22 protein-coding genes and 4 pseudogenes are annotated in these 25,922 nt (G+C 30.0%); 4 read left to right on the forward strand and 22 right to left on the reverse strand.

Annotated features, from left to right (window positions below):
- Positions 1–10: 10 nt before the first annotated feature.
- From L6653_RS03845 to L6653_RS03865, 6 genes and pseudogenes are all read right to left on the reverse strand, one after another.
- Positions 11–637, reverse strand: coding sequence for an L-2-amino-thiazoline-4-carboxylic acid hydrolase (locus L6653_RS03845; protein ID WP_236785598.1), 627 nt, complete (start codon positions 635–637; stop codon positions 11–13).
- Positions 638–690: 53 nt separating this feature from the next.
- Positions 691–1,449, reverse strand: a pseudogene (locus tag L6653_RS03850) (class I SAM-dependent methyltransferase).
- A gap of 150 nt (positions 1,450–1,599) precedes the next feature.
- Positions 1,600–2,238 carry a DUF6796 family protein gene (locus tag L6653_RS03855; RefSeq protein WP_236785599.1) on the reverse strand — a complete coding sequence of 213 codons (639 nt, stop codon included), beginning with the start codon at positions 2,236–2,238 and terminating at the stop codon, positions 1,600–1,602.
- 131 nt (positions 2,239–2,369) lie between these two features.
- A pseudogene (locus tag L6653_RS08790) lies at positions 2,370–2,489 on the reverse strand (ABC transporter ATP-binding protein); the annotation flags it as partial.
- Positions 2,483–4,204 carry an ABC transporter ATP-binding protein gene (locus L6653_RS03860; protein WP_236785600.1) on the reverse strand — a complete coding sequence of 574 codons (1,722 nt, stop codon included), beginning with the start codon at positions 4,202–4,204 and terminating at the stop codon, positions 2,483–2,485. The gene L6653_RS03860 and the pseudogene L6653_RS08790, both read right to left, overlap by 7 nt.
- Complete coding sequence (locus L6653_RS03865; RefSeq protein WP_236785601.1) at positions 4,188–5,942, reverse strand: ABC transporter ATP-binding protein; 1,755 nt, start codon at positions 5,940–5,942, stop codon at positions 4,188–4,190. The genes L6653_RS03860 and L6653_RS03865 overlap by 17 nt, the downstream gene beginning before the upstream one ends.
- Positions 5,943–6,102: 160 nt before the next feature.
- Here L6653_RS03865 and L6653_RS03870 point away from each other — a divergent pair, with 160 nt between their 5' ends.
- Positions 6,103–7,095, forward strand: a complete 993-nt coding sequence (locus L6653_RS03870) for a helix-turn-helix domain-containing protein (RefSeq protein WP_236785602.1) — start codon at positions 6,103–6,105, stop codon at positions 7,093–7,095.
- 283 nt (positions 7,096–7,378) lie between these two features.
- On the opposite strand, the gene L6653_RS03875 is transcribed toward L6653_RS03870, so the two are convergent.
- Together L6653_RS03875 and L6653_RS03880 are read right to left on the reverse strand one after the other, a co-directional pair.
- A complete protein-coding gene (locus L6653_RS03875; protein WP_256444841.1) occupies positions 7,379–9,058 on the reverse strand; it encodes a recombinase family protein in 1,680 nt (559 codons plus the stop codon).
- Positions 9,059–9,145: 87 nt separating this feature from the next.
- Positions 9,146–9,319, reverse strand: coding sequence for a hypothetical protein (locus L6653_RS03880; RefSeq protein ID WP_000282420.1), 174 nt, complete (start codon positions 9,317–9,319; stop codon positions 9,146–9,148).
- 140 nt (positions 9,320–9,459) lie between these two features.
- On the opposite strand from L6653_RS03880, the gene L6653_RS03885 reads away from it, so the two are divergent.
- Entirely contained in the window at positions 9,460–10,056 is a 597-nt protein-coding gene (locus L6653_RS03885; protein WP_000711069.1) for a hypothetical protein, read from the forward strand.
- A gap of 68 nt (positions 10,057–10,124) precedes the next feature.
- Here L6653_RS03885 and L6653_RS03890 read toward each other — a convergent pair whose 3' ends face one another.
- A complete protein-coding gene (locus L6653_RS03890) occupies positions 10,125–10,481 on the reverse strand; it encodes a hypothetical protein (protein WP_000599722.1) in 357 nt (118 codons plus the stop codon).
- A gap of 222 nt (positions 10,482–10,703) precedes the next feature.
- On the reverse strand, positions 10,704–11,858 hold the full coding sequence (locus L6653_RS03895) for a hypothetical protein (RefSeq protein ID WP_000687657.1): 1,155 nt from the start codon (positions 11,856–11,858) through the stop codon (positions 10,704–10,706).
- A 595-nt stretch (positions 11,859–12,453) separates the two neighbouring features.
- On the opposite strand from L6653_RS03895, the gene L6653_RS03900 reads away from it, so the two are divergent.
- Both L6653_RS03900 and L6653_RS03905 read left to right on the forward strand, forming a co-directional pair.
- Positions 12,454–13,434 (forward strand): site-specific integrase, encoded by a 981-nt coding sequence (locus L6653_RS03900; RefSeq protein WP_000009490.1) that lies wholly within the window; start codon positions 12,454–12,456, stop codon positions 13,432–13,434.
- A gap of 162 nt (positions 13,435–13,596) precedes the next feature.
- Positions 13,597–13,833 (forward strand): annotated as a pseudogene (locus L6653_RS03905) (hypothetical protein); the annotation flags it as partial.
- Positions 13,834–13,906: 73 nt separating this feature from the next.
- Here L6653_RS03905 and L6653_RS03910 read toward each other — a convergent pair.
- The 12 genes and pseudogenes from L6653_RS03910 to L6653_RS03960 form a co-directional block, all read right to left on the reverse strand.
- The gene (locus L6653_RS03910; RefSeq protein WP_000359188.1) at positions 13,907–14,236 is read right to left on the reverse strand and encodes a hypothetical protein; all 330 of its coding nucleotides are present in this window, start codon (positions 14,234–14,236) and stop codon (positions 13,907–13,909) included.
- Positions 14,237–14,885: 649 nt separating this feature from the next.
- Positions 14,886–15,269, reverse strand: coding sequence for a hypothetical protein (locus L6653_RS03915; protein WP_001027813.1), 384 nt, complete (start codon positions 15,267–15,269; stop codon positions 14,886–14,888).
- Between the two features lie 15 nt (positions 15,270–15,284).
- Positions 15,285–15,974 (reverse strand): hypothetical protein, encoded by a 690-nt coding sequence (locus tag L6653_RS03920; RefSeq protein WP_000039974.1) that lies wholly within the window; start codon positions 15,972–15,974, stop codon positions 15,285–15,287.
- Between the two features lie 424 nt (positions 15,975–16,398).
- Entirely contained in the window at positions 16,399–17,130 is a 732-nt protein-coding gene (gene erm(A), locus L6653_RS03925; RefSeq protein ID WP_000810833.1) for a 23S rRNA (adenine(2058)-N(6))-methyltransferase Erm(A), read from the reverse strand.
- A gap of 57 nt (positions 17,131–17,187) precedes the next feature.
- A complete protein-coding gene (locus L6653_RS08795; protein WP_017650677.1) occupies positions 17,188–17,313 on the reverse strand; it encodes an erythromycin resistance leader peptide in 126 nt (41 codons plus the stop codon).
- A 404-nt stretch (positions 17,314–17,717) separates the two neighbouring features.
- Entirely contained in the window at positions 17,718–18,197 is a 480-nt protein-coding gene (locus L6653_RS03930) for a Csac_0668 family 2Fe-2S cluster-binding (seleno)protein (RefSeq protein WP_000700631.1), read from the reverse strand.
- Between the two features lie 398 nt (positions 18,198–18,595).
- Positions 18,596–19,545: pseudogene (locus tag L6653_RS03935) on the reverse strand (IS3 family transposase); the annotation flags it as partial.
- A 357-nt stretch (positions 19,546–19,902) separates the two neighbouring features.
- On the reverse strand, positions 19,903–20,193 hold the full coding sequence (locus L6653_RS03940) for an RNA methyltransferase (protein ID WP_236785604.1): 291 nt from the start codon (positions 20,191–20,193) through the stop codon (positions 19,903–19,905).
- Entirely contained in the window at positions 20,141–21,961 is a 1,821-nt protein-coding gene (locus tag L6653_RS03945; RefSeq protein ID WP_236785605.1) for a recombinase family protein, read from the reverse strand. Before L6653_RS03945 ends, L6653_RS03940 begins: the two co-directional genes overlap by 53 nt.
- A gap of 55 nt (positions 21,962–22,016) precedes the next feature.
- On the reverse strand, positions 22,017–22,154 hold the full coding sequence (locus L6653_RS03950; protein WP_236785281.1) for a hypothetical protein: 138 nt from the start codon (positions 22,152–22,154) through the stop codon (positions 22,017–22,019).
- A 306-nt stretch (positions 22,155–22,460) separates the two neighbouring features.
- Entirely contained in the window at positions 22,461–24,197 is a 1,737-nt protein-coding gene (locus L6653_RS03955; RefSeq protein WP_236785280.1) for an ABC transporter ATP-binding protein, read from the reverse strand.
- A complete protein-coding gene (locus L6653_RS03960; RefSeq protein WP_236785606.1) occupies positions 24,190–25,911 on the reverse strand; it encodes an ABC transporter ATP-binding protein in 1,722 nt (573 codons plus the stop codon). Before L6653_RS03960 ends, L6653_RS03955 begins: the two co-directional genes overlap by 8 nt.
- Between the last annotated feature and the right edge of the window lie 11 nt (positions 25,912–25,922).

Below are 25,922 nucleotides of genomic sequence, written 5' to 3' on the forward strand. Positions count from 1 at the left end.
TAACTCAACTTCATTCTCTATCGCCTGTAATGAAATAATCACAATAATCTGCTCCATTTGCTATGGTACCTTTTCTGTGAAGTACTCCATGTTGAAAACTTATCATAAGCTCATCAAGTTCACAAAACAGGGGCATTAATTCATCTACCCCCAGCTTCTTTGTATAAGCACAAATGGGACAACGAGTAATTCTATAATAACAAGCACCCTTGTAGGGTTTGCCCTCAAAATCAACTTTAAAGGATGTGGGATAGAGCTTTTCTTTTTCCTTTGTATACCACTTGTAATACTTAAGAATATTTTTCTTATTGGCCTCTTTTCCCCTTTTAGTATTGAGATCAATCAAGGAAAAATACCATTTGACAAAATAAAGAGATCGACGCATCATATCTTGAATGGTTTCTGGTGGAATCTTTTTCTCACTTGCTATATATGGAGCAACAAATACAAGAGCGAACATCTCATTGTATGCCATGGGATTATCATTGCCGATATCATCTGCTTCTTCTACTATTTTTCGATAAATTTTTTTGCTCTTTCTAATAATTTCTGAAGCATATGCTTTATCATACTTTTCTATAAGAACTTTCTTCATTGGACCTTTAAATAATAAGAAATAAAAACCTTTGTATTTCATCTTACATACCCCATCAATTTTCCAAATTTTCTTTTAGTAATTTATATACAATTTTATTTTCTCCCAATAAGAAGAGCTGAGCCAAAAAGTCCAAGGAATAAAGATTCTTTGTGACTCATAAAAAGACCCTTTGTTGTATCAATTAATTGCACATCTTGGTAGCCCTCTTTTTTCAGCTTTTCAATGAATTTATTCATATCTCCATATCTTGACCTACTCATCAAATCATGAATAACAAAAACTCCACCCTTTTAAAGCACACGTAATGTTTCCAGTAAAAGTTTTTGTTTATTTTTCCCTACAATATTGTGATATACATAGTTGCTTGTTACTGCATCAAAACTTTCATCTTCAAAAGGAAGATTCGCTGCATTTCCTTCTTCAAATCTCACATTTTCTATTCCCTCTAATTTTGAATTATTTTCACAGAGTTCTTTAGAAAATTCAATCTTTTATGACCCACTCCATATGTCACAACCGACCATGGTCGCCTTTGGATTTCTTTTTCCACAAGCTATGGTAAGTGCACCGCTACCACATCCCACATCCAATCCCACGCCACCATCAGGGATTTTTACATAGTCGCAAGTCCCCTCTATTATGACTTTTGCAAGCTTCCTTTTACCCTTGTAATCAAAGGCCCTATATAAAATGATAACCCAAGCAGTAATTAATAGGAGTGTAAGTGATCCTATCCCTAGGATAAGTCCCCAGATGATCCTTTGCCTTCCTTGAAGAATGAGGTCACTTGCACCAAATAAGATGAATAAAATAAGACATACTAGACTTTCACCAATCTTAGCCTCCAACAATCTTTTAGGAACCTAGTTTCTATAATCAGGTTTCGTTTTTTTATCAATAAAATTTAAATGTTTCATAAAAAATTCTCCTGTAAATAATAAATTTTATAAAATTCCCCTTTGTCAACTAAAATAATAATTCTAATTTCTTACTTTATAATCTTATAAATTCATATTAGTATAGTTTATCAATAAAGATAAGTAGTAGATAAAATATATTAAGTTAAACCAACCTCCGCGAATAATCATGTGCAGTCCATTTGGTAATCTCCCAGTAAGAGGAGTAAAAAGCAAAAGAAATATAGGTGTAAATAAGGCTTGCCATCTTGGAAATACTGTGAATCCAAATAAAATTACCAATGCTAATGCTATGTTTGCTAAAGCCATAATAGAAAAAACTATTTTTGCTTGGAGTTTTAAAAATTTTAAAAATTCATCAAAAGCTCCTTTGTTTTCGTGCCTTGATAAAAGACCTAGGTAGGCGCATTGAATGTGATAAGTGCCCCCTAATATCATGCCAAAAATATTTATTAAAAATACAAACCATCCGATAGTTAAATAATTTTCCTTTGTGGCAAAAACAATATGGTAAAAGCCAAAGGAATATATAAAGGCACATAATGGCCCTAAAAGACCACCAAGGTACAATCTTTTTATGCTGACATTTTTCATTATGCCAATAATATTATTTATAGTATCCTTGCCGTCGTAATCATTAGGATCATAATATAGGGTCATGTCTCCCAAAAACATCAAGAATGAACCCAAAAGACCTATTAATATACTCTTGTATAAAGTCATAATTAAACGCCTCCTTACACTCGGATGATATTAATTATCAATTTAATTATAGCATATAACGCTGATTTCTTTCAATTGTATGATTTGCTGCGTTAAACTAAGCAAAAAGCTAAAGGCAGTCCGAAGACTGCCGATATTTTTATCATATTGGAATAATCCAAACCACATGTAGTTTCGTCGAAATAGACAAACGGAGAGTCCTTAAACATAACAGATGCTATTGCAAGTCTTTGCTTCTGTCCTCCTAATAAATAAATTCTTCTGCCATTTTTGTTTTTTCTATTAAATTCTTGTAAACTTTTGATTTTTGTAAAAGCTCTTCATATTTGCCTTCACTTTCTACTCTTCCGTTTTCAAGAACTACTATCTTATCTGCATTTTCTATGGATTTCATTCTGTGTGAAATGATGACAACAGTTTTATCTTTAATTAGATTATTTAAAGACTCTTGAATTTTTTTCTCGTTGTCAACATCAAGGTTGGCTGCTATCTCATCTAAGATCAATATCGGTGCATCTTTTAAGAAGGCTCTAGCTATTGATAATCTCTGTCTTTCTCCCCCTGATAGCTCAGCTCCGTTCTCACCAATAACTGTATCGAAACCCTTATCCATTTTTTCTATAAAATCTGTGCAGTTTGCAAGTTTTGCTGCTCTTTTAACTTCTTCGTCGCTTGCATCTTGCTTTCCGATTCTAATATTTTCCATAACGCTTTGATTAAAGAGAACCACATCTTGGAAAACTATTGAGACCTTGTCAAAAAGGGATTCTGTTGATATTTCTTTTATATCTTTGTCATCGATTAGGATTTGTCCATTGTCATAATCATAAAGTCTTGATATAAGTTTCAAGATAGTTGTTTTGCCACATCCGCTTGCTCCTACCAAAGCAGTTACCTCTCCCTGCTTAGCTTTAAAGCTTATGCCATTTAGAACTTTTGCATCTTTATTGTATGCAAATTCAACATCTTTTAAATCAATATCAAATTTTTGTAGATTATAGTCATCGCCTTCTTGTAATTCTTGATTTTGAATTTCCTTTAATCTTTCAATCTTTGGTGTTAAATAAAATATCTCCATCAATCCCTTTTTAGATGCGTCTAGAGAGTCTTTAATCTTCATAGCTGCTAGTAAATATCCTACAAGGTAGAGAGCACTTATCTCTTTATTAATAATTAGATTTACGCCGACAAATATTACGACAGCAAGGGAAATAAAGCTAAATATTGAAGATATGGACATAATTAAGATGTTTGCAATTTCTGCTTTTAAGTGCACTTTTTCACCTTTATCCATTTTTTCATATAGGATTTCTTTCATTTCCTCTGATAAGCCATAGGCTTTAATCTCCATTTGCATCTCGATGTTTTCTTGAAAGCTTTCTGAGTTTTCTCTTAAGACCCTATAATATTCTCTCTCTCCCTTAACTGAATGTTTTTTAGATAGTGGTATAAATATAAAGCTTAGAACCGTTGGAATAATTACAGCTAAACCCATCTTGACATTGCCAACTAGCATCATGACAGATATTAGTGGGAAGAAAAGTGCCATGCCGCCTACTTTTGGTATCGAATGGCTCATTGCATGCTCTATTCCTTCAATATCAGCCATGATTGTTTGCGCTAGGTCTGAAATATCATGTTTAGAAAAGTATGATAGAGGTAGTTTTGATAAATTTTCCGCTGTCCTTATTCTTAAATCTGCACTTTCTTGATAGGTTGTGCTGTATAATTTATCGTATTCGATAGAAAGCAAAATATACATTGCTATCAAGGTCAAAACTGAAAATGCTATATAAAATCCATTACTTTTGTCAATATTTTCCAAAACTTCTTGAGCAAAAATCATTAGTAATATGGCAGGGAGCATATTTATACAGTAAACGAAAAATGAGGCCAGTGTTGCTTTAGATAAATTTCTCGCTCCTTTATCTGTAAGAGCAAATCTTTTTTTATAAAACTCCTTCATTTGAAACCCTCCATTCATTCGCACTGTTAAACATCTCTTGCAGTCTCTTATAACTTGTATCTTTTGACATTAATTCTTTGTCGGAACCTCTTTCTATAATTTTTCCTCCATCCATCACAAGTATTTCATCAAGGTCTTTAATTGTAGATAGCCTGTGGGCAATCATGATAACCGTTTTATCTTTCATAAGGTTTTTGAAAGCTTTTTGCAATTCAAACTCGTTATCTGGGTCAATAGATGCTGATGCTTCGTCCATAATAATAATTTTGGAATCCTTTAAAATTGCTCTGGCAATTGTAATTCTTTGTTTTTCTCCACCAGATAAATAAACTCCTTTTGAGCCTATGATTGTATTTTCTCTTTCTGGGAATTTGTCTAATATTAAATCGCATCCTGCTAATTTTAAGGCTCTCATAACGTCATCTTTCGTCGCATCTTTATTAGCTAAAGCTACATTATCATAAATGCTTTTCTTGAATAATTTTGAATCTTGAAAAACAAAGGAAATGGCTTTAATTAAGGCTTCGTCAGAATATTCACTTATTGCTATCCCGCCTATCTTTATGCTTCCTTCATTAACATTGTAAAAACCTGATATAAGTTTTGCTACTGTTGATTTGCCTGATCCAGATGAACCGACAAGTGCGTAGGACTTTCCTTCTTCTAAATTAAAGGATAAATTTTCAATGACAGCTTTATCATTATAAGCAAAGCTTACATTGTCAAAGTCTATATTATAGTTTTTAAAATTATTGACATTTCCATGCACTAATTTGTCTTTTTGCATATCTTCGTAAAGGGCCTCTAAAGTATCTACTGCATAATTTCCTTGAGAAATGTACATGGAGTACCACATCATTCTCATAAATGAAACAAAGAGAACTCCTGATAAAAATAAAATCATGATAAGCTCAAGTAAAATCACCTTGGCGCTGCCTAAGCTAGTCAAAAAATAAACTATTGGTATGATTAAAATTGCAATCAATCCAAAAAATAACCATTGATACAAAACATAAGGTTTTTTACAAGATAGGGAATAATCATAAGCATATTTTGAGTAATCTTTTATCGCCTTGTAAAAGCTTTTAAAGGACTCAACATTTGCTTTAAATATTTTTACAACTTGCATCCCTCTAACGTATTCAACAGTCTCAGCACTTAGTTTAGATAGGGCTTCTTGGTATATCTTCATAAATTCTTGTTCACCCATCATTGCCCCTAAAATTAAGCCTCCAATTATTGTAAGAGCAAGCAAGGTTATGCCAACTCTTATACTTACTATAAAGCCTAGTACAAGGACAAGTATGGGTGTAACTATTGCCTGAGAGCTATCTGGAATCATGTGAGCTACAACCTGATGAGTTTGTGCTGCATTATCATCTATGATCTTTCTTATTTGACCAGATGGATTCAAGTCAAAAAACCTAAAACTAGCATTCTCTAAACCATCGATCCCTCTTTTTCTTAAATTTGTTTCAAGCCTAAATCCCAAGATGTGTGAAAACATTCCTGAAATAAAATAAAATACCGCTCCAATTGTTAGTGTAATAACAGATTTTAATGCTAAACTCTCTGCACCAGATAAATTTGAATTAATTATTAACTTATCTAGAAATTTGTAGATTAAATAATATCCATATACCGTAAGTGCAGCAGATATAGCAGAAAAAACTATAGCTAAAACCCCAAGATATTTTTTATCCTGTACATAAGCAAATAGTTTTTTGTAAATTTTCATAATCATATCTCCTTTCTTTGATATCCCTTTTAGATATAAATTTGCTTTATTGATAATTATTATCATTGCTTTTCTATTATACATCTGTTATAATGACTAATACAATAGTTTTGAATTAATAAGGCTAATTGGGATATTGTCTAAAAGGGATAGGTGTATTATGACATATTATGATTTTGTAAAAGATTATATGAAAGTAGATGAATGTAAAAACAATAAAAAATATTCAAGTGCAGGTCATACATTTTGTTGGAGTAAAAATAATCTAAAAGAAGCAGAGGGACTTTACTGGTTTTATGAGGGAGATGGATTTATTATTGATATCCATGATTTTTACATAAAAGAAGAATTAATTAAAGAAAGTACTTATAATATCTCAGACTATATTTCAATATATTCAAGTTATGTTGTCAGTGCAAACGGAGAAAAATTTAATCCTTATCAAACATTAACTGCAAACTCATTATATACTCTTGATTTTGACAATATAAAAGATGATTTTCTATTTTTATTACATGAGAATTCATATTATCTTTGTGTTTCTATTGGATTTAAAAGAGAACTTTTAGAAAAACACCTATCATCTATTAACATTAATCTAGATTCATTTTATTCTTCTTTAATTGAAACTAATCAAATTATTCTTACTAAATCCTTAGAAAAAGTAGCAATGGAAATTTTAAATTGCAAAATGGACGCTCCTGCTGCTGATTTTTTCTTTAAAGCTAAGGCAAATGAGTGGATAAGTATAGTGATAGACACATACTTAAATAGAAAAAAATATAAAATTGAAACAGATGATGATAAAGCACTTGAAGATGTAGCAAGATTCTTAGATGATCATTTCGCCATGAATGTAAATCAAGAAACCCTTGAAAAAATATCTAAAATGAGTGGAACTAAATTAAAAAATTTATTCAAAGAAAAATATGGTCAAAGCATTACAGAATACACCCAAAGAAAAAGAATGAATGTAGCTGAAACTCTTCTCTTAAATACCGAACTACCTATAAAGGAAATAGCAGAGTCTGTTGGATACACATCCCATAGCAAATTTTCCATTTATTACAAAAGATATAAGGGAAAACTTCCTAGTGAGGTTCGTAATTTAGCTTGCAAGGATCATAATTTAAAATGCGATTATTGTGATTAAACTAATTTTTATATTTATACATCTTTATCTTATATGAGTTTATAGATATTTGTATAGGTATATATAAATTTGGTAAAAAGCAAAAAAAGAGCAGCCTTATTTAAGCTACTCTTGTAGAAAGTATAAAATGGGTTTTATCTTATTATATTTTTCTTTGTGTCTCCTCATACTAGTCTCAAAACTACTCTCACATCCATGTAGTTTTTTTGAGTCTTTTTGACGTATCCTTCTTCATCTTTATCGAAGACAAAATGCTTGTAAAACTGCTTAAAATGCAGGATTTTTACAATTTCACTCTTTGTATCAACGCTATGCACTCGACATTATCTTTATTGTCCAAACCAAAGTCAATCTCATTATCTATAAGCGGAAGCTTGAAAACAACCGATTTTATCCAAGTGTCCTTTTCTGTTTTTTCGTCATAAATTTGAATTTCTTCTATCATTTCGTTAAGTAATCTCTTCTTGTCGATATCTGAAAGAACTGTATAAAGGCTATTAAAATTTACAAGAATCTTATAAATATTATCCGAGGTTATTTTTTCTTCAAGAATTGCCTCTTTCCTTTTTCTGCTATCATTTAACTGCATTTCTGCATATTCTAACTGGTCATATATAGCATCAAGTCTAAGATTTAAATCGGTGTATTTTCTATCATAATGTTTATCTTCAAAATTTAAAGAATCTATTTGATTAATTAGTGATGCTTTTGTACCTGTTAATTGCCTAATCTTCGCTAAGTGCTTATTAATAACTTCATCAATTTCTTTTGTGTCTATTTGAATATTGATTTTTTCTTCAATTTTTTTGGCAAAAGTAGGATTACTAACTACTTGAGTAATTATTGTTTCAACTTCTTTTTCAATTAATTCAGCTCTAATTTGTTTATTAAAAGTACATTTATGTCCATTCATCATTTGTCTATGTTTACAACCGTAATAGTAATAATCTTTGTAATGCTCTCCTTCTTTGTTTTTATTACGTTTACGGCTTTTGTTTCCATACAAACCAGCACCACAATATGGGCATTTTATTAGATTTGATAAGATATGAACTCTCTCATCTTTTCCTCTATTTATCTTCTCATACTTTTTAGCTTGAGATTTTCTTTTTTCCTGTACTGTATTCCACAACTCATCATCAATTAAAGCTTCATGATTTCCTTGAGCTATAATATAATGATCAGATTTTTCTAATTTAATTTTACCAGTAGTTTTATCTTTAATTGTTTTTCTTCTTCCATATGCAATTTTCCCATTATATACAGGATTATCCAATATTTGTCTTATTAAACTAGCTGAAAAATATGGATTCTTGCCATTTTGTCTTATAGGTTTATTAATACCTAAAGAAACTAAATACTTAGATACTCCATTGGCTCCCATATCTGAATTAGCATATAAATCAAAAATCATCCTTACTGCTTTAGCTTCATCTTCATTAACAACTAATTCTCCATTATCTAATGAATAGCCAATTGGAGCAAAACCACCATTCCATTTTCCTTCTCTTGCCTTTTGTTTCCTTCCTTCCATAGTTTGAGAAAGTATATTTTCACGTTCCATTTCTGCTACTGCCGATAGAATTGTTATAACAAGCTTTCCAGAATCTTTAGAACTATCTAAACTATCATCAACACAAATCAGATTTACATTATGATTTTCCATGACTTGCAATGACTGCAATACATCCGCTGCATTTCTTCCAAATCTAGATAATTTAAAAACCATTACATAATCAACTTTATCTTTTTCAGCTTCTATATCATTAAGCATAGCTATGAATTCATTTCTACCTGAAATAGATGTTCCTGATTTTCCAGCATCTTTATAGGTTTCTATTATTTCTATACCATAAGCTTTTGCATACTGTTTTATTCTTTCTTCCTGAGCATCAAGTGAGTAACCGTCAATTTGCATAGATGTTGACACTCTTGTATATACATACGCCTTTTTATTTTTCATTTTTCCACCTTTAGTTTGGACATATTTTCACGTTATAGTTATACCTATATTTTACATAAATCATAATATAAAAGTCAATACAATAACCTAATCCGATGAATTAATATTATCCTCATTTTTATTTTTTTCTGAACATCTTGGCGGTACTTCCAATTTTTCAAAATCTAACTGATCTGCATACTTTTCTATTAATTCTTGTAAGAGACGTGCCAACCCATCTAATTCATAAGAACAATCTTTTACGCTATTTTTATTATACAAGGTAAATTGCCTCCTAATTTTGATTTCACCTTGTATATGTCAGAAAAAAGTATTGATTCGTGTTTTTCTCCACACAGACTTTTTTATTGAAAATCTTTTAATGCATATATTCAATAGTTAATTGAAGAAAGGAGTAAAAAATGAAAAAAGATAGGAAAATTCCACTATTAAACGAGTTTTATTGCCGCGGAAGGATTGTAGGAAAAGGAGGTTTTAAGGAAAGAAATCCATACTTAACAATCTTTATTAATGGGAAAAGAGAGCCAAATTATATGAAAGTATACTTTGAATCTATAGATATTCATGATTTTAAAATGAATCAAACTGTTTATATTACAGGTTTTGTGAAAAGCCCTGTCATTCCCTATTTATATGAAGGTAGAAAAGAACAGTATTTTCTTGGTGAAAAAATAGTCTTAGAGAACACTTTGTTATCAGAAGCCTTTGAAATAGAAAATATAGGTTTTTCTTTTAAAAACCCATTTTCACGAGTTTTTCTTAGCGGTTCTATCTTAAGCATCAAAGAGTTCAATAATTGGATTACGATTCAAGTGCGAGACTATAGAGAGCAAGTAATTACACTTCAATACTCTAAAAACATGCGTGTAAATGATGTTTCGCTCGAAATAAATGACTTTGTTTTCGTATCGGCAATACTAGTCTCTGCAAGGAAAAATTATGATGAAATTACAGTTGACTATGAGGATTTAATAGTGGATGATTTAGCTGTGAATTAAAAAATAAAAGCTTGAGGTTAGACAATCTCAAGCTTTTATTTTTACTAGATTTAATTATAATTTTTTAGTCACTCTCTTTGGATCTCATACACAAAGCTATGCCAGTTATTAAAGAATTTTTCATTAAACAAATGGGACAACTTTATGAAGTTTTTAAAGCCTATACTCTCTAAATCAAGCTCTATATCAAAACTTCCATAAACTTCTGCATAGCATCTTATGGTTACTATCATATCGCTTAAAAAGTACTGAAGTGACTCACCTTCTCTTTCTAGTAAAATATCTCTGACGCCATCTACACAATAATAGTGTCCTCCAACATCTAGCCACACTTCTTCACTTAAAATAGATTTTTCTACCGACATAATATTCATGACTACACTTTTAAAAACCTTATCCAACAATTCTTCTTTTTCTAATATCATAATAATTTCCTTTCCTAATATATATAGTTACTTCTTACAGTCTTTATATGTCAGAATTAATATCCAATAACAAACTTGTCGTCATTGAAAATTCTTCCTATTATTATAAGAGATTGCTACTTATCTTTTACACTAACTAAAGAGAGTAATACTTTCTTTAAATTCTACTACTTACACCAATCGAATATCTATCCTTTTTCACAATACATATCACTTCTATCCTCATTTAATGAGGTCATGAAATTGACTTTTTATACTATAAACTAAATTTTCAACTTTCTCTTTTTTATTTTTAGAATAATAAAGATACGGCTCCTTGCATAACAGTCTTTTTATATATCCTAAAATGCGCCCTTTGTTTTTATCTTTTAAAAAAACTTCACTAACAATTTCTAACAAATCATCTGAATCAAAAAGTATTTGATAACCTAATTGCCTTTCTTGAATTAGGATATCGCTAATCATTAAGCTTCCCCACTCTTTTCCTCTTCGATCCTTTTCCCTATATTTTTTAACGGCTTTCACAAGAAGGTCTCTACACATTAATTTTTGCTTTTCATATGGCTTAAAAAGATTTTTTTCTAAATATAAGAATAATTTTTGACGAAACACTTCTTCATTTAAATTAAAAAGATTTGTTTCTTCAAAAAAATCTTTAAACTTATCTGTTTTTTTTATTGTATGCTCATATCTATAAATACTCCCATTTAGTATCTCTCCATTTTCATCAACGATGACGATTTCTTTATTTTTATGCTTCTTTTTTGTTTCTTTTAATTTATCATAAAATGTAATTTTATGTCGTTGATTTTGTGCTGTTATTGTTTTGGATTCATAGCCGTCTTTCTCTTTATGGTTTTCAATATCTATGCAAATTTTCATATACGGGATAAATCTAACCAGAGTACGTAATGGGTCTTCAAAATCTTTAGTATTACCTGTCGTTAAATAATTGTAGTTAATTTCACAATAGTTAAAAATGACATTTGATATATCTATCTCAATTTTATAATCTTCGTATAATATATTTTTAATTTCCACAACCACATCTTTTAATTCTTCTAAAGAAAAATTTTCTATATTTTGTCCTAGAATGTCCGTTGGCGAAAAATCTATTCTTGCATATAAGCCACAATCTATGTTGCAACAATTCTCTCTTCTTATCTCCAATCGCCCAATTCCTCCCCTTTCAATTCGAATGGATTTCAGTTCTTTTCTATAATAACTAAATTTCGTTATTCCATATGAGTTCTGATATAAGCTTATTAAGTGATTAATCTCATACTCGGTAACTCTTACATTCTTAAATTTCACTCTATCAAAGCCAATGCGTTGAAATTTCTCATATCTTACTAAGATGTTTTTTTCTATTTTCATAATTCCCCCATATAAAAGAAAGTTTTTAATCTATCTCTTATATGTCAGAAAATTTAATATTTTTATTTTCTACACAGGATTTCCAATAAATAAAATCTGTTTATACGGTCCATTTATGGACGTATAAACAGATTTAGGGTATTTACCAAGGATAAGTTTTTAAACTCTTTTGTTATTAAGAACCTTTTCTGACAAATTATAAATAGAAGATTGATGGTATGGAGAAAATAAAAAAGATAAGTGATCAAAAATGAGGAAACAAAGAGAGGAAGTCGCAAAATATGAAGTAAGAAAAAAATAAAAAAGATTTATAGAGCAAAAATTTTAAGTATGTAAAAAAATGTATAGTGTAGGAATTCACTTACAAAAGCATTAAATAGCAAGCCAAGCTATCAATCTAAAAATGTGTACTTTAGAGCAAGCCAAGCTCTTTAAAAAATGTGTTTTGTCTTAGATTGGACAACTTAGAAGCTTCTACGGACTCGGTAGTATAAAAAGCTTAGTCTTAACAATTAGAGTAACAAATAAGGCTCTAGAATCGTTTTTAAGAGCTTTAATTTTAAAAAGATAGTTATATATTTGAAAGGAGCATTCTATGTCTTTTAATATCACAAACAAAGCTTTTAACAAAGAATTTGGAATAATAGATGAAGAAAAGAAAAAAACTAAAAAATGGGATAAAAGAAAGCAAAAAAACATTTTAAAAAATCAGATTTATGATAGATTAACAAGAATGTTAAATGATGGTATGAGTACATCAAGAAATGACGATAAAAATGATTTATCAACTACAACAATAAATAAAATTTATAGCGTTACAACTTATAAGACATACAAAAAACAATGTTATAAATTTGCAGAATTTTTGAAAGAAAATTATCCTGAAATAAAGAAAATGCAACAAGTTAAAACAGAACACGTAAATGAATATCTGAAAAACTTAACAAATCAAGACTTATCTGCTTACTCAATTAGCACATCTAAATCAGCTATAGCAAAGGTTTTAAGAACATCATCTACAAACTTTATAGCGACAGCTCCAAGGACAAGAAAATCAATTAAAAGAAGTCGATATGAAGCTAAAAGAGATAAACACATATCAGAAGAGCTAGAAAGAAAATTTTCTAAAATAACAAGCTCTACAGGATTAAGAAAAAAAGAAATGGAAGCTGTAAGAGGGGTTGATTTAAAAGAAATCAACGGAAAATATTATGTAAAAGTTAGACAAGGAAAAGGTGGAAAAAAACGCTTAGCTTTAATCATGGGCAAAGATAAAGAAGAAACAGATGAAATAATAAATATTTTTAAAGAAGCTGGAGAGCTTAAAATAGCACCAAAATTACCTTCTCATTATGACAACCACCACTACAGAGCAGTATACGCCAAGAGAATTTATAATCATTATGCAAGACCAATAGATGAAATACCTGGTGGTTTAATTTCAGAAGGAGGAGAAAGATACATCATGAGAAATGATAGAGCTGGAGAAATATTAGATCGAAAAGCTATGTTAATAACCAGCAAATACTTAGGACATAATCGTATTGATGTAATCGCTCAATCTTATCTGTACTAAAATAAATAGATGTAGATATAAAATCTAGGTTTGGAGAAATTGATTTAAAGCTAGTTATTTTCTTATGATATACAACATCCACTGAATAAATTTTAAAAAATTGAAACTGAAATAAAGATCTTACATCATGAAGTATAAAAATGTAAAAAAACTGAATAAAACCAATTTACAGAGAAGTATTATATCGAACTTTCTATTTATAAAATAGCTACTAATGAAATTTTAGAAATCTATAAAATATTACCAAACATAAAAGAAATATTAATCAGACTCGATAAGTTGCAATAAAAAAGAATACCCTTATGCAAGAGCATTCTTTGAATAAAGAAGAATTTTCTGACCTTTTTCAGTATAGGAAAAACTATGAAAATCACTTATGGGAAGGAAGTGGAGAGATAAAATGCTATAAGCAGATAAACTTATATCTTTTTAAGATTATTTACAAAATTTTACTCTAAGCTTATTATATTACTTAAGGAGATCCTACTAGATGACCTACGAACATTGTTATAGGAAGTAATAAAATCAAAAGGATATTTAATGCCATAAACAACTTATCCTTTTCCTTTACCCCATATACTAAACCTATTAGTCCAATAATTGGCAGAAAAACATTAATGTGAAATTTATAATAATCTTTATGAATTTCATGAGCATCTATATAATTACTTGATTTGATTTTTATTTCACATCCACCATTAAATTTACAAACAACTTCATAAATACCATCACTGGAAAAATTTAATGGATATTCAACATTTTCATCATGATTTATAACTCCAATATATGCCAATTTATCCATTATTATCCACCATAAAATTTACTACTATATCTTTTAAGAGACATTTTAAAAATAAAGAAGGTTAACAAAAACAAAAATGTTCTTGATAGTAGTAGTTTTATATAATCATGTTGTAGTAAACTTAAAACTTTTATAGTCATCGGAAATGTAATATATCCACTATTAACTACTAAAAGTACCATTAATAAAATGTAATAGTTTATATAAGTAAACAAATCCTTTTTTAATAGTAATAAAATAGATAGAACTATATAACTTGCAGATAGAATTTCTAAAATTGTTAATACATTAAACTTAATACTAATTAAATACACTTCACCTGTTATAAAATAATTAATTCCTTGAAAAAAAATTTGTCCCAAAATATAAAATATTAATTCAGTCCCCAAAATAATATAAAATATCTTTCTAATATTCTTTTTCTCGTTAATTGAATATATTACCATATAGTCTTTCTGTATACATATAAACTTTTCATTTATTACATTTAATACAAAAATAGGCACCAAGAATATTAAAAATACTTGATGAGTCAAAAGACGAAATAAGGAGTTACTCTAGCACTTTTATTGTTTTTTATTACTTCCATTGCATATTCTTCTCCATCTAGTTCATCTAATTCTTTAGTTGCTACTGCCATTTTCTCAGTTTAATATAGATCCTTGCCTAGCTTATCAAAATCGCTGAAGTTATTTATAAGGCTATAGCAATGCAAGTTGAAACTTAGGCTTACTAAATCTGCCATTGTATTAGGTTCTTCTGTAAAGGTCGCAGCACAAAACTTTTCTATTTCCCTTGGACTGAACCCATCAAATCTTTTCATTAAATAGTTTAGTTCATCTATATTTACATTTTTATCAGCCAGTATATTTGAAAATCTTTCATCCCTACTGCCTTCTATATAACAGTTTGACCTTGTACTCATTTCTATTCCTAATTCATTGCATACCTCTTGTAGTTTATCTTCCTCCATTGGAATCCATATGGTTTTTCTTTTATCATCATCCCTTGATTTTTTAATAGTTATATTCAATCTTTTTCCTCCATTCTATTTATTAATTAAAAATAACTCTGTCCCGTATCTATTGATTAAGGCAGAGTTAATTATTGATTTAAATATATAGTCATCTATTAATTCCCTATCTGCTAGCTCATTGATTCTTATACACTCCTTTCCAGTTGATAGGGTCTTTGCAGTTTGGTATAAGGCATAGCCATTGGTATCTATATCCCGAAGACATATTTGTTTTAAGCCAAACTTAACATTTAAAATATGATTTTCAGAAACCTTCCATAGATTTTCATCGGCAGTAAGTAAAAATAGGATAGCAATAAATCTTGGGGATATATCATGAATATCTAGATCTTGGTTTCGAAGAAAATTATAGAATCTTTCTTTGTGGTTATGATTTAAAAAGATTTCCCCCTTGAAATTATTTGCTAGACTTTCTAATCTTTCCTTTAAATAATAATTATTTATCTTTCCAAAGCACTCTCTGACTAGATCCTTATATCTACATCTATCCACATTGATTTTGAAGTTTGAACCAATGTGTCCACACTCCTTACAATCATCATCAACATTAATCACACCAATCTTGCAATCTCCATCACCCCCTTGGCAATTAAAATAATTATTGATGATTATTCCATTTCCTCTTGGCTGGAAATTTGGAACCATAACCATCAATTGCTCTATTCCTTCCAAGGATGTACCATACATAAATAATTTTGACATTGTTCCCAATCCTTTCTTTCTATTTTTAAGCATAAAAAAATGACGAAGTTTATTGGTCTTTAGTTGACCTAAACTTCGCCACCATATTCTCGATATTTAATCTTGATTTATATACAAATAGATGTATTAGAATATCAGATATTCTAATACATCTATTTGCTACATTTCAAATTCCTTTAAATATTATTTCTTCATTAATTAGTTGCACATATACCTACTATATCAATAAATTTTGAGTTATCATTGACTATATTAGTTGCTATTATCAGAATAGTCATCGATAACTATATTTTCGTGCAAATATGCAAATAAGTAAAATGATAGTTATGTTATATCATAATAATTGAAAATAATAGAATGCATTTTTCAATGTAATAAGATTAAGCGTTCTCTTAAAGTTAGAGAACGCTTAATTATTTTTAATTTATTGAAATAATTTGTAACTATTGAAAACAGACAAAAATTGTTCATTGGATAATTTATCAAGATCAGTAACATTCGCATGCTTCAGCACCTGTCTTAATTGATTTTTAGTAAAAAGAACATGATATTCCCTGTTTACCCATTTATAAACGAAAAATCTATACTTTTTGTAGTCCTTCTTTAAAATAAATGGTTTATGCCTTTCAAGTACAATCAATACAGAATCTACATTAGGCTTAGGGTGAAAATATGCTCGTGGCACTTTTTTAAGAATTTTTATATCCATTTCCACCATTAACAGCAAACCTAAAGCTCGTTGGGTATTTTGCAACCTTTTAGCAAATCCCCTCTCTACAATAAGGTAGCTATATTTCGCTTGACTATCAAAAGCAATCTTTTTTACAATATCAGTACTAATATTGTAGGGAATATTACCAAATATTTTATAGTCTGTATTTTTAGGAAAGCTAAACTTCAAAATATCCTCATGAATAACTTTTATATTCTGAAAAGGTTCAACTGCTTTTTTCGTGGCATGACATAAACCTTCATCAATCTCTATAGCATTCACCCGTTGACTCATTTCCACAAGTTCCTTGGTAAAATGTCCTTTTCCTGACCCAATTTCTATTATTTTATCTTGTTTATTGATATTCGTATATTTTAATATTTCCTTTACATGCTTTTTAGATGTAATGAAATTTTGCGTATTTTTCGGGTTTTTCTGTTTCATTATAACCTTCTCCTTGCCGGTTATAATGAACTAATCTTAAGAGCTCATTATAACCAATTATTTTTGGTTTAGTTGATAATGAAATCTCTCAATAACAAATATAGAAAACATACCCATACCTTTACCTCCTTTAATTTTTTTCATTATAAATGAGATAAAGTAATATCTACTACTGCAATACATGTACACATATTTAACTCCTCCTTATGCAACTGATTATATCACTTTTAATTTCTCTATTCAATAAAGTTCTGTGCTAATCTACCTCACCCTATGGATTTTTAATCCCGAAACATCAAATGTCATCTGTCAAATGCCCTATTTAAAAGGGTCAAAAAACGGTATTTTTTAGCCTGTTTTTGACCCGATTTTCGTACTCAAACCACTACATGTTGTGGTTGACTCCTATTATTCCTTGTCCAAACCACAATACGTCATCAGAATTGCTGCTTCAACGTGTGTCGAGTTGCCTTGATAGCTATCAAAACTGCATTCTCAACCCCTAAGGTTATGGGGAACATATCCACGCTCGTAGATGGAAACATATCAAAGATTGGCTCTCGTTTGTAGGAACATATCGACTGTAATTATTTCATTTTCAAGCCTTTATCGATAGCTTCCTGAATAATCTTATGACAACAAACTCCCAACGGATTGTTTTCTTTACAATTAGAATTTTTCATTGCCCCAGTGATGGCATTTACTTCTTTTACGGATTTCGCGCCATGCTTTACAACTGCTTCAATTACCTGATTTTCTGTGACTTCGCTACAATAACAAGCATACTTAGGATCTGCATCTTTCTTAAACCAGATAGGAACTCTAACTTGGTCTTTCAAGAATTTTATTTCATTATCTAAGTTATAGTAAACAACGTCGCAGTCCTCGTTCATGCAAATCTTATATTGATCTCCGTTAACAGCATTACGATAATCATCTACCACTAGATGTTCAACAGTTACTTTACTAACGGAAATCCCTTCATTATTACATACAGGACAATTGTCTTTAATTTGATCCGGCTTTTCTGTTTTGCATCCACAACAACATTCATTATTAATCTTCATATTCTTAGCCTCCATATTTTCATTATAATTTCTTTTTTAAACTAGGTAAAACCAATTTCATATACTTGTCATTTATTAATAGCGTCAAACATTTTAGCTGGTGTTAATTTACTTAGCTCCCTGTTGTCAGCCAACGCACGTGTAGCTTTTTTGTGTATAAACACATCAGCGTCATGTTACCCATTGCTCGGCATTCTTCTAATGAACCCAAATACATGGAATGGCAACCCTTTTTTAGACAATTTATAACCGAACATTATCAAGCTTGAAAGTTTCTTTAGATTATAAAATATATTCTCAGACAATCAAGGGTAAAGGCTTCGCCCAAATTTCATTGAAATTTGCCCTTGACAGTCTGTTCATATATTTTATTTAATTTATGAAACTTCCAGAGCTTTTTATTCTGCTTTTCTATATTCTACTGGTGTTTTATATCCTAAAGATCCATGAATTCTTAGGTTATTATACCAATATACGTATTCTGCTAATTTTAGATTAAGTTCTTGGAAATTAGTAAAGTTCTCCTGATATATGAATTCTGTCTTCATTACTTTATTGACTGCTTCGCTTACTGCGTTATCATATGGGCTTCCTTTTTTACTTAGCGATCTTTTTATCCCAAATACCTTTAATATTTCTTCTATTTTTATATTTTTAAATTCTCTTTCTCTGTCTGTGTGAAATATTTTTATACGATTTAGTGGCTGCCTTATTGAGTAAAATGCTTCTGCTACTAGATTTGCATCTTTGTTTTTACCTGATGAGTATCCTATTATTTCACGGCTGTTTAAGTCTATTATTAAACATATATAATTCCATTTTTTTCCTACTCTTACATATGTTAGGTCTCTTACTATTGCTTCTAAATAGTCTCTATTGTCAAATTATCTATTTAAAAGGTTAGGGATGTCTTCTTCGTTGCATTTGGATCTTATTACTTTATATTGTGCTACTGTATAGTTTGAGACTAGGCCATTTTTCTTCATTATTCGGCCTATTTTTCTTCTCGATATTTTATATCCAATTTTCCCTAGTTCTTTTTTTATTTTGCGTGTTCCATAGTTGTTTCTACTTCTTCTGAATATTTCTTTTATTTCTTCTATTAGTTTTTCATCTTCATCTAATTTCACATCTTTTTCTTTGTTCAAATGATAATAGACTAAACTTCTTGTGACCCCAAGTAGTCTACACATTGCACTAATGCTATATTTATCTCGGTTCGAGATAATGAGGTCTATTTTTTGCCTAACAGTAGTGCAGCTAGCTTTAAAATATCATTCTCCATTTCAACCTGTTTCAATTTTTTACGAAGTCTGATTATCTCTTTTTGTTTCGCATCCACATTATCAAAATGGTTACTCTAAGCAGCACACCAACTATTTATTTTTTGAGTTTTAAACTTTGGTAGAAGTCTTGAACTCTTTATATTTACATAACTATTTGCCTCTATCACTATTATGACACGAACCCCTGCACAATGATCTAAAATTTTCAATTCTAACAAGTCTTTTTCAGTATTTTTAACTTCATAAAAACCTCTTTGGCATTAATGCCTAATTCTTCTTTAGTTGTTAAAATTTTTTATTTTACCATCATCGTTCCCCTGATTTTCAATTAATCTTCTTAGGTTATATAAGAAGTACATATCTTTTTAATCTTAAAGTTTTTAAGTCTTAATTTTAAAATTTTCAATCTTAGATATTATTTAAATCATTCCAAAATGCTCTAAAGCATCTTCGATTGCTTTTTCTTTTTCTTCTGGGCAATTTGGCACTCTTTGATTTTCTTTCTTACTAAAATTATAATTTTCTCTCTCTATTAGACCATGTTTCCTTTTTATTTGTGCAATATATAGGCTTGAAACTTTTAGTCCGTATTTATCTAACACATACTTTTTAATTTCTCCATAAGTTGCGCCTTTTGAAAAGTCAATTTCAGATAATTCATCTTCCCCTATTTCTATATCTAAATGATGTTCTGTATTTAGTTTGTACAACAGAGCTACCGTCTCCACATGCGTTGTCTTTTGATTGGGAACATAATTTTTTATCCTCGTCATTCTTGTAGGAGCACAATTTATTAATGTCATTGTCTTTGGCATTTTTTCTTTTATCTTTGAAATTATTAGAATCTTGACTATCTTTAACTCCTGTTTTGAAATAGAATGTTAAGTCATAAGGATGAACTGTTCCGTCTTTGTCAATTCTACCCACCACGACTTTATCAACTATGCTTTCAAATACTGTTCTATTAAATTCCTCTATAATTTCTTTGTTTTCTAAGACCTTTTTAAATTGCTTTAGTCTTTCTTTAATAGAGTTTTCATCTTTGATAGTTAGCTCTAGTGTTTTCTTTTCATCAAGTAATTCTTCTTTTTGTTTTGTAAGTTTTTTATACTTTTTAGCATAAACTTCTTCGTCTATACTATCTTCTAAATGAAGATCAACTAACTTTCTTTCTTGACTAATGATTCTGTTTAATTCATTTTCTATCTTTTTCAAATCTTTGACTAAAGTATTATCATTTATTTCTTCTTCAACAATTTTTAAAAAGTCATCTATTACTGTTGAATCTGCATGGCATAATTGCCTATAGCTTTCAACAAATGCTTTTTCTATTGCTGCTTCTTGTATTCCTTTTGAATGAGGGCAATATTTTTTACCTTTTTTAGTTGACCTTACACATTGCCAGTTTATTTTTTTGTAAATTGAACTTGTATGCCAAGTTCTTCTTGAAAGTATTTCTCCACAAAATCCACATTCAAGCATACTTGAAAAAGCATATTGTCTTGATAGTTTTTCTCTTTTTCTATCCTTGTTAGCTATGGTGTTTCTGTTTTGTGCTCTCCTAAGTCTAATCTCCTGTGCCTTTTCAAAATCTTCTCTTGATATAATTGGCTCGTGATGATTTTCAATGTGATATTTATCAGATTCACCAAAGTTTGCTAGTCTTCTTTTTGTTATGGGATCAACTGTGAAGGTCTTTCCCATTAGTATATCGCCAATATACTTTTCATTTTTAATTATTCCTAACACTGTAGTATCAGACCATTTTGTTTTACCTCTCGGGGTGAGATATCCTTGCTCTTCTAGTTCTCTACCAATGACTGAGCCGCCATTGCCTTCTAAATATCTTTTAAAGATATATCTAACAATTTTGGCTTCTTCTTCATTTATAGAGATGCTTTTTGTTATAGGGTCATAATCATATCCAAGGCAACCTTGAAAACCAATAAGCTCCCCTTTTTCCATTTTCATTTTCAGTCCTTTTTTTACATGGGCTGAGGTATTTTCTACTTCTTGTTGAGCTACTGAACTTAATATTGTTAATAGTAACTCTCCATCCATTGTCACAGTATCTATATTTTCTTCTTCAAATACTACTCCAACATTGTTTTCCTTTAATAGTCTTACATACTTTAGGGTATCTAATGTATTTCTAGCAAATCTTGATATAGATTTAGTAATTATCATGTCTATATCTCCATTTTGGCAATCACTTATTAGCCTCATGAAATCTGCTCTTTTAGTAGCAGTTGTTCCTGTTGTTGCTTCATCTGCATATATACCAGCCAGAGTCCAGTTCTTATTATTTTTTATTAGATTTGTGTAATAATTAACTTGCGATTTATATGATTCAAGTTGATCTTTACTATCAGTGCTAACTCGACAATATGCTGCAACTCGTTTTAAATCTAAATGTAGTGCATTTCTATTTCTAGCTCCTGTATTTGAAGCTTTTATTAATTTTACTTTAGTATTCATTTTACCTCCTTCCCATTTTGTATCTTTCTACAGTGTTATTATATCACAAGATTGACTACTTTCTATCTCTCTTCTTATAATCATTTTCTAGCCTGTTCTTAATTTTTGTATATTCCTTATCATTAATTAATTTAAGATCATAAAGTCTACATAAAATAGCAACTCTCATACTATAAATCTTTATTGCTTGCATTTTAACCTCCTATGTAAGTTAATTTTTTTACCTTGTTAAGTGGATTAAATTTAAAATATACTAATCTCACATAATCAATTTCAAGAATCTTCACACTTCAAAGTATTTTGATTCTTATAGAAAGATGACAAATACCCCTCACTTTATAAAGTGAAATTTGCCCTCTTTGGTAACCAGAATTTTTATTTTTTTATAGTATTTTTGAGTTTCAATGATTAATTTGAACATAAAAAGAGGACTTATGCTATTAGGCATAAATCCTATTTTCTAAATTTTACTGTTTAAAGACTTTAATATTTCTTCCTATCAATTATTTAATTTCCATGATTCCGCCTTAGCTTTTGCATTTATAAGGTCAGAATAAAGTCCATTATTTTTAATCAGTTCTTCATGATTTCCACGTTCTACTATTTCCCCATCTTTTAAAACTAAAATTTGATCTGCATTTCTTATGGTTTTTAGTCTGTGGGCAATCATAATTACTGTTTTGTTTTTTGTTAATGATTCAATTGCTTCTTTAAGTTTATCTTCATTTTCTGGGTCTATATTTGCTGTTGCTTCATCAAATATAATTATGTCTGCATCTTTTAGCATAGCTCTTGCAATAGAAATTCTTTGTTTTTCTCCACCAGATAGGCTTGCTCCACCTTCCCCAATGATAGTGTCATATCCTTCTGGTAAAGCTTCTATAAATTCATGACATCTTGCTTTTTTTGCAGCTTCTACAACTTCTTCATGGCTTGCATTTTGTTTTCCAAATTTTATATTATTTTCAATTGTATCTTCAAATAGATATACATCTTGAAATACCATGGAAATTGAATCCATAAGGTTTTCTATCTTATAATCTTTAATATTCTTTCCACCTATTAAAATTTCGCCAGAGTTTACATCCCAAAATCTTGCTATGAGATTACAAAATGTGGTCTTACCAGATCCAGATGGACCAACTATGGCAGTCATGGTATTTTCTTTTATCTCTGCTGATACATTTTTTAAAATTGGTCTGTCATCATAAGAAAAGCTGACATTTTTAAAGACTATATCATGATTTTTTATAGGCTCTGTAATACTTCCTTCTCTCATATCAGGCATAGAGTCGATAAAACCTACAGAATCTATGGCATTTTCGCAAGCTCTTAGGATTGCCATGTTTGATCCTGCCCCGATTAAGCCTTCAAAGATAATAAAGGATGCCATAATCATAAGAATTGTTTCAGCAAGTGGAAGTTCACCAGATAAATTTAATTTTAAAGATACATAGACCATAGCTACTGTTGTTATTCCCATTACAATTCTTTGAATAACTGTGTATGGTGCTACAGATTTCTCCAGGTCTAAGAGTATTCTTGATGTATCTTTTATAGACTTTCTCAAAGCCCTGTTATTTTCTCCACCAAGATTATAAGATTTTATAACCTGCATTCCTTGTAAAGTTGCTAATACTTCTTTTGTAAGTCTTGTCTGCGTTTCTGTCATTTTGTCTGCATTAGCTGATGATTTTTTCTCCATCATTGATGTAACGATGAAAAATACTACCACACCTGCTACTGCAACAAACCCTACCTTTACATTAAATATTAAAGTTCCAAGGAGAAAGACTAAAGTATTTAAAACTCCACCAAGTACAAGAACCAGTAGCATAGGCACCCATTGCTCTGCTTGGGAAAGATTAGATGTGGCAATACTTGTAAGTCTTCCCAGTGAAAAGTCTGAAAAGAAACCCATGGGAACTCTTTTTATCTTCTCGCCTATTTCTATTCTCTTATGGGCAGCCATAAAATATCCCGCGTGAGTTTGTGCCATTTGAGATGATTTTTGTGTCATGATTTTTCCAACAAGGGAAACTATTAAGATTCCAAGGCAAATAAAGATTGCCTTATAGTCTAAAGTTTTAGAGAATATATTTACTAGCATATAGTAAATTGCACCAAACTCAAGGGCATTAAATACTGCGTGCAAAAATCCAGCGAGAATGGATTTCTTAATATTTACCTGTTCTTCTTTTGAAAAATTCCATATCTTTTTAAACACATTAAGCATTTTCATCACCCCTTAAATTTGCAGCATACATTTCCTTATAAAGTTCTGATGACTTTAATAGTTCTTCATGAGTACCATAAGAATTTAATTTGCCATCTTTAATAACAAATATCCTATCTGCATCAACAATTGTCTTTAGCCTATGAGCGATTATGATTAAAGTTTTACCCTTAACTAGATTTGCCAAGGCGTTTTGTATGAGAGCTTCATTTTCAGGATCTATATAAGAAGTTGCTTCATCTAAAATTACAATTGGTGCATTTTTTAGCATGGCACGAGCAATAGATATCCTTTGTCTTTCTCCTCCAGATAGATGACCTCCACCTTCGCCAACTCTTGTATCATAACCGTTAGATAGATTCATAATAAAATCATGGCAGGCAGATTTTTTACATACATCTATAATTTCTTCGTCAGAGGCATTCTTATTTCCAAGCCTAATATTTTCCTTTATAGTCATATCAAAGAGGAAATTGTCTTGGGATACAAAAGAAATAAGTGAAGACAAGTTTTCGAGCGACACATCTTTTGTTTCTACTCCGCCAATTTTAATAGATCCCTTATCTACATTCCAAAATCCAGCAATAAGTTTTGCTATTGTGGACTTGCCTGACCCAGAAGGACCAACGAGGGCTGAAACATTAGATTCTTTTATTTCCATAGAAAGATTATCAATGACTTTCTTTTTTCCATCGTAAGAAAAGTCTACATCTTGAAGTTCTATATTATAGGATTCTATTTTTTCTCCCTTGTCAATATTTTCTAACTCTCTTGAATCTAAAATTTTTCCTATTTCAGAAGTTATAGTTGATATTCTTGACATATCATCCATATAGTTCATGATTTTTAAAATGCTAGAAACCGTAGCAAAGGATAAGACGATTAAGGTAATTAAATTTCCTAAATCAATACTTCCATTTATATAAAATAAAATCCCAAAGGGTATGATTGTAATAATTCCCATAGGAGAAAGTAATCTACCTATGGCAACCCTATTCATAGATTCACCCATCCAGTTATAATAAAAGCTTGCATTATCATAAACTGCATCAGCATATTTTTTATAAGATGATTCGCTTTGATTAAAGGTCTTTATTACTTCTATCCCATTTATATACTCAACAATGGAATTATTCATATGTTGACCAATAGCAACTGACTTTCCAAACATTTCTTTATAATGAGCGTTCATAACAGACATCATAATAGACATTCCTACCACAAATGGAATTAGTGATAATAAAGTTAAACGCCAATCTAATGTAAACATGTAAATAAATAATAGAATAGGTCCTACTAAATTTGCAGTAAATTCTGGCACTAGGTGGGCAAGTGAAGTTTCCATAGAATCAACTTGCTCAACTATAATATTTTTTAATTCTCCAGATGTTCTTGAAAGAACATCTCCCAGTGGCATCTTAAAAAGTTTCTTAGAAATATCATTTCTAATTTCTCCTAATGAATTAAAGGTTGCGGTATGGGAAATACTTGTTGATATTCCTGCTGCCACTTCTTTAATAACAAATGTTATTAAAATATTTATGCATAGGGGAGTATATAAATTCATATCATTTGCACCATTAATTAAGTTTACAACGATTTTTGCCATGTATATATAGGAAAAAAAACCTGCCACCACTCCCACTATCGCAAGTAGGACGGATGCAAAATATGATCCTTTTCTTTTACTTACATATTGTTTTATTAAATCCATAAAATCCCTTC

This window comes from Anaerococcus ihuae, from assembly GCF_928368155.1.
Classification (GTDB): domain Bacteria; phylum Bacillota; class Clostridia; order Tissierellales; family Peptoniphilaceae; genus Anaerococcus; species Anaerococcus ihuae.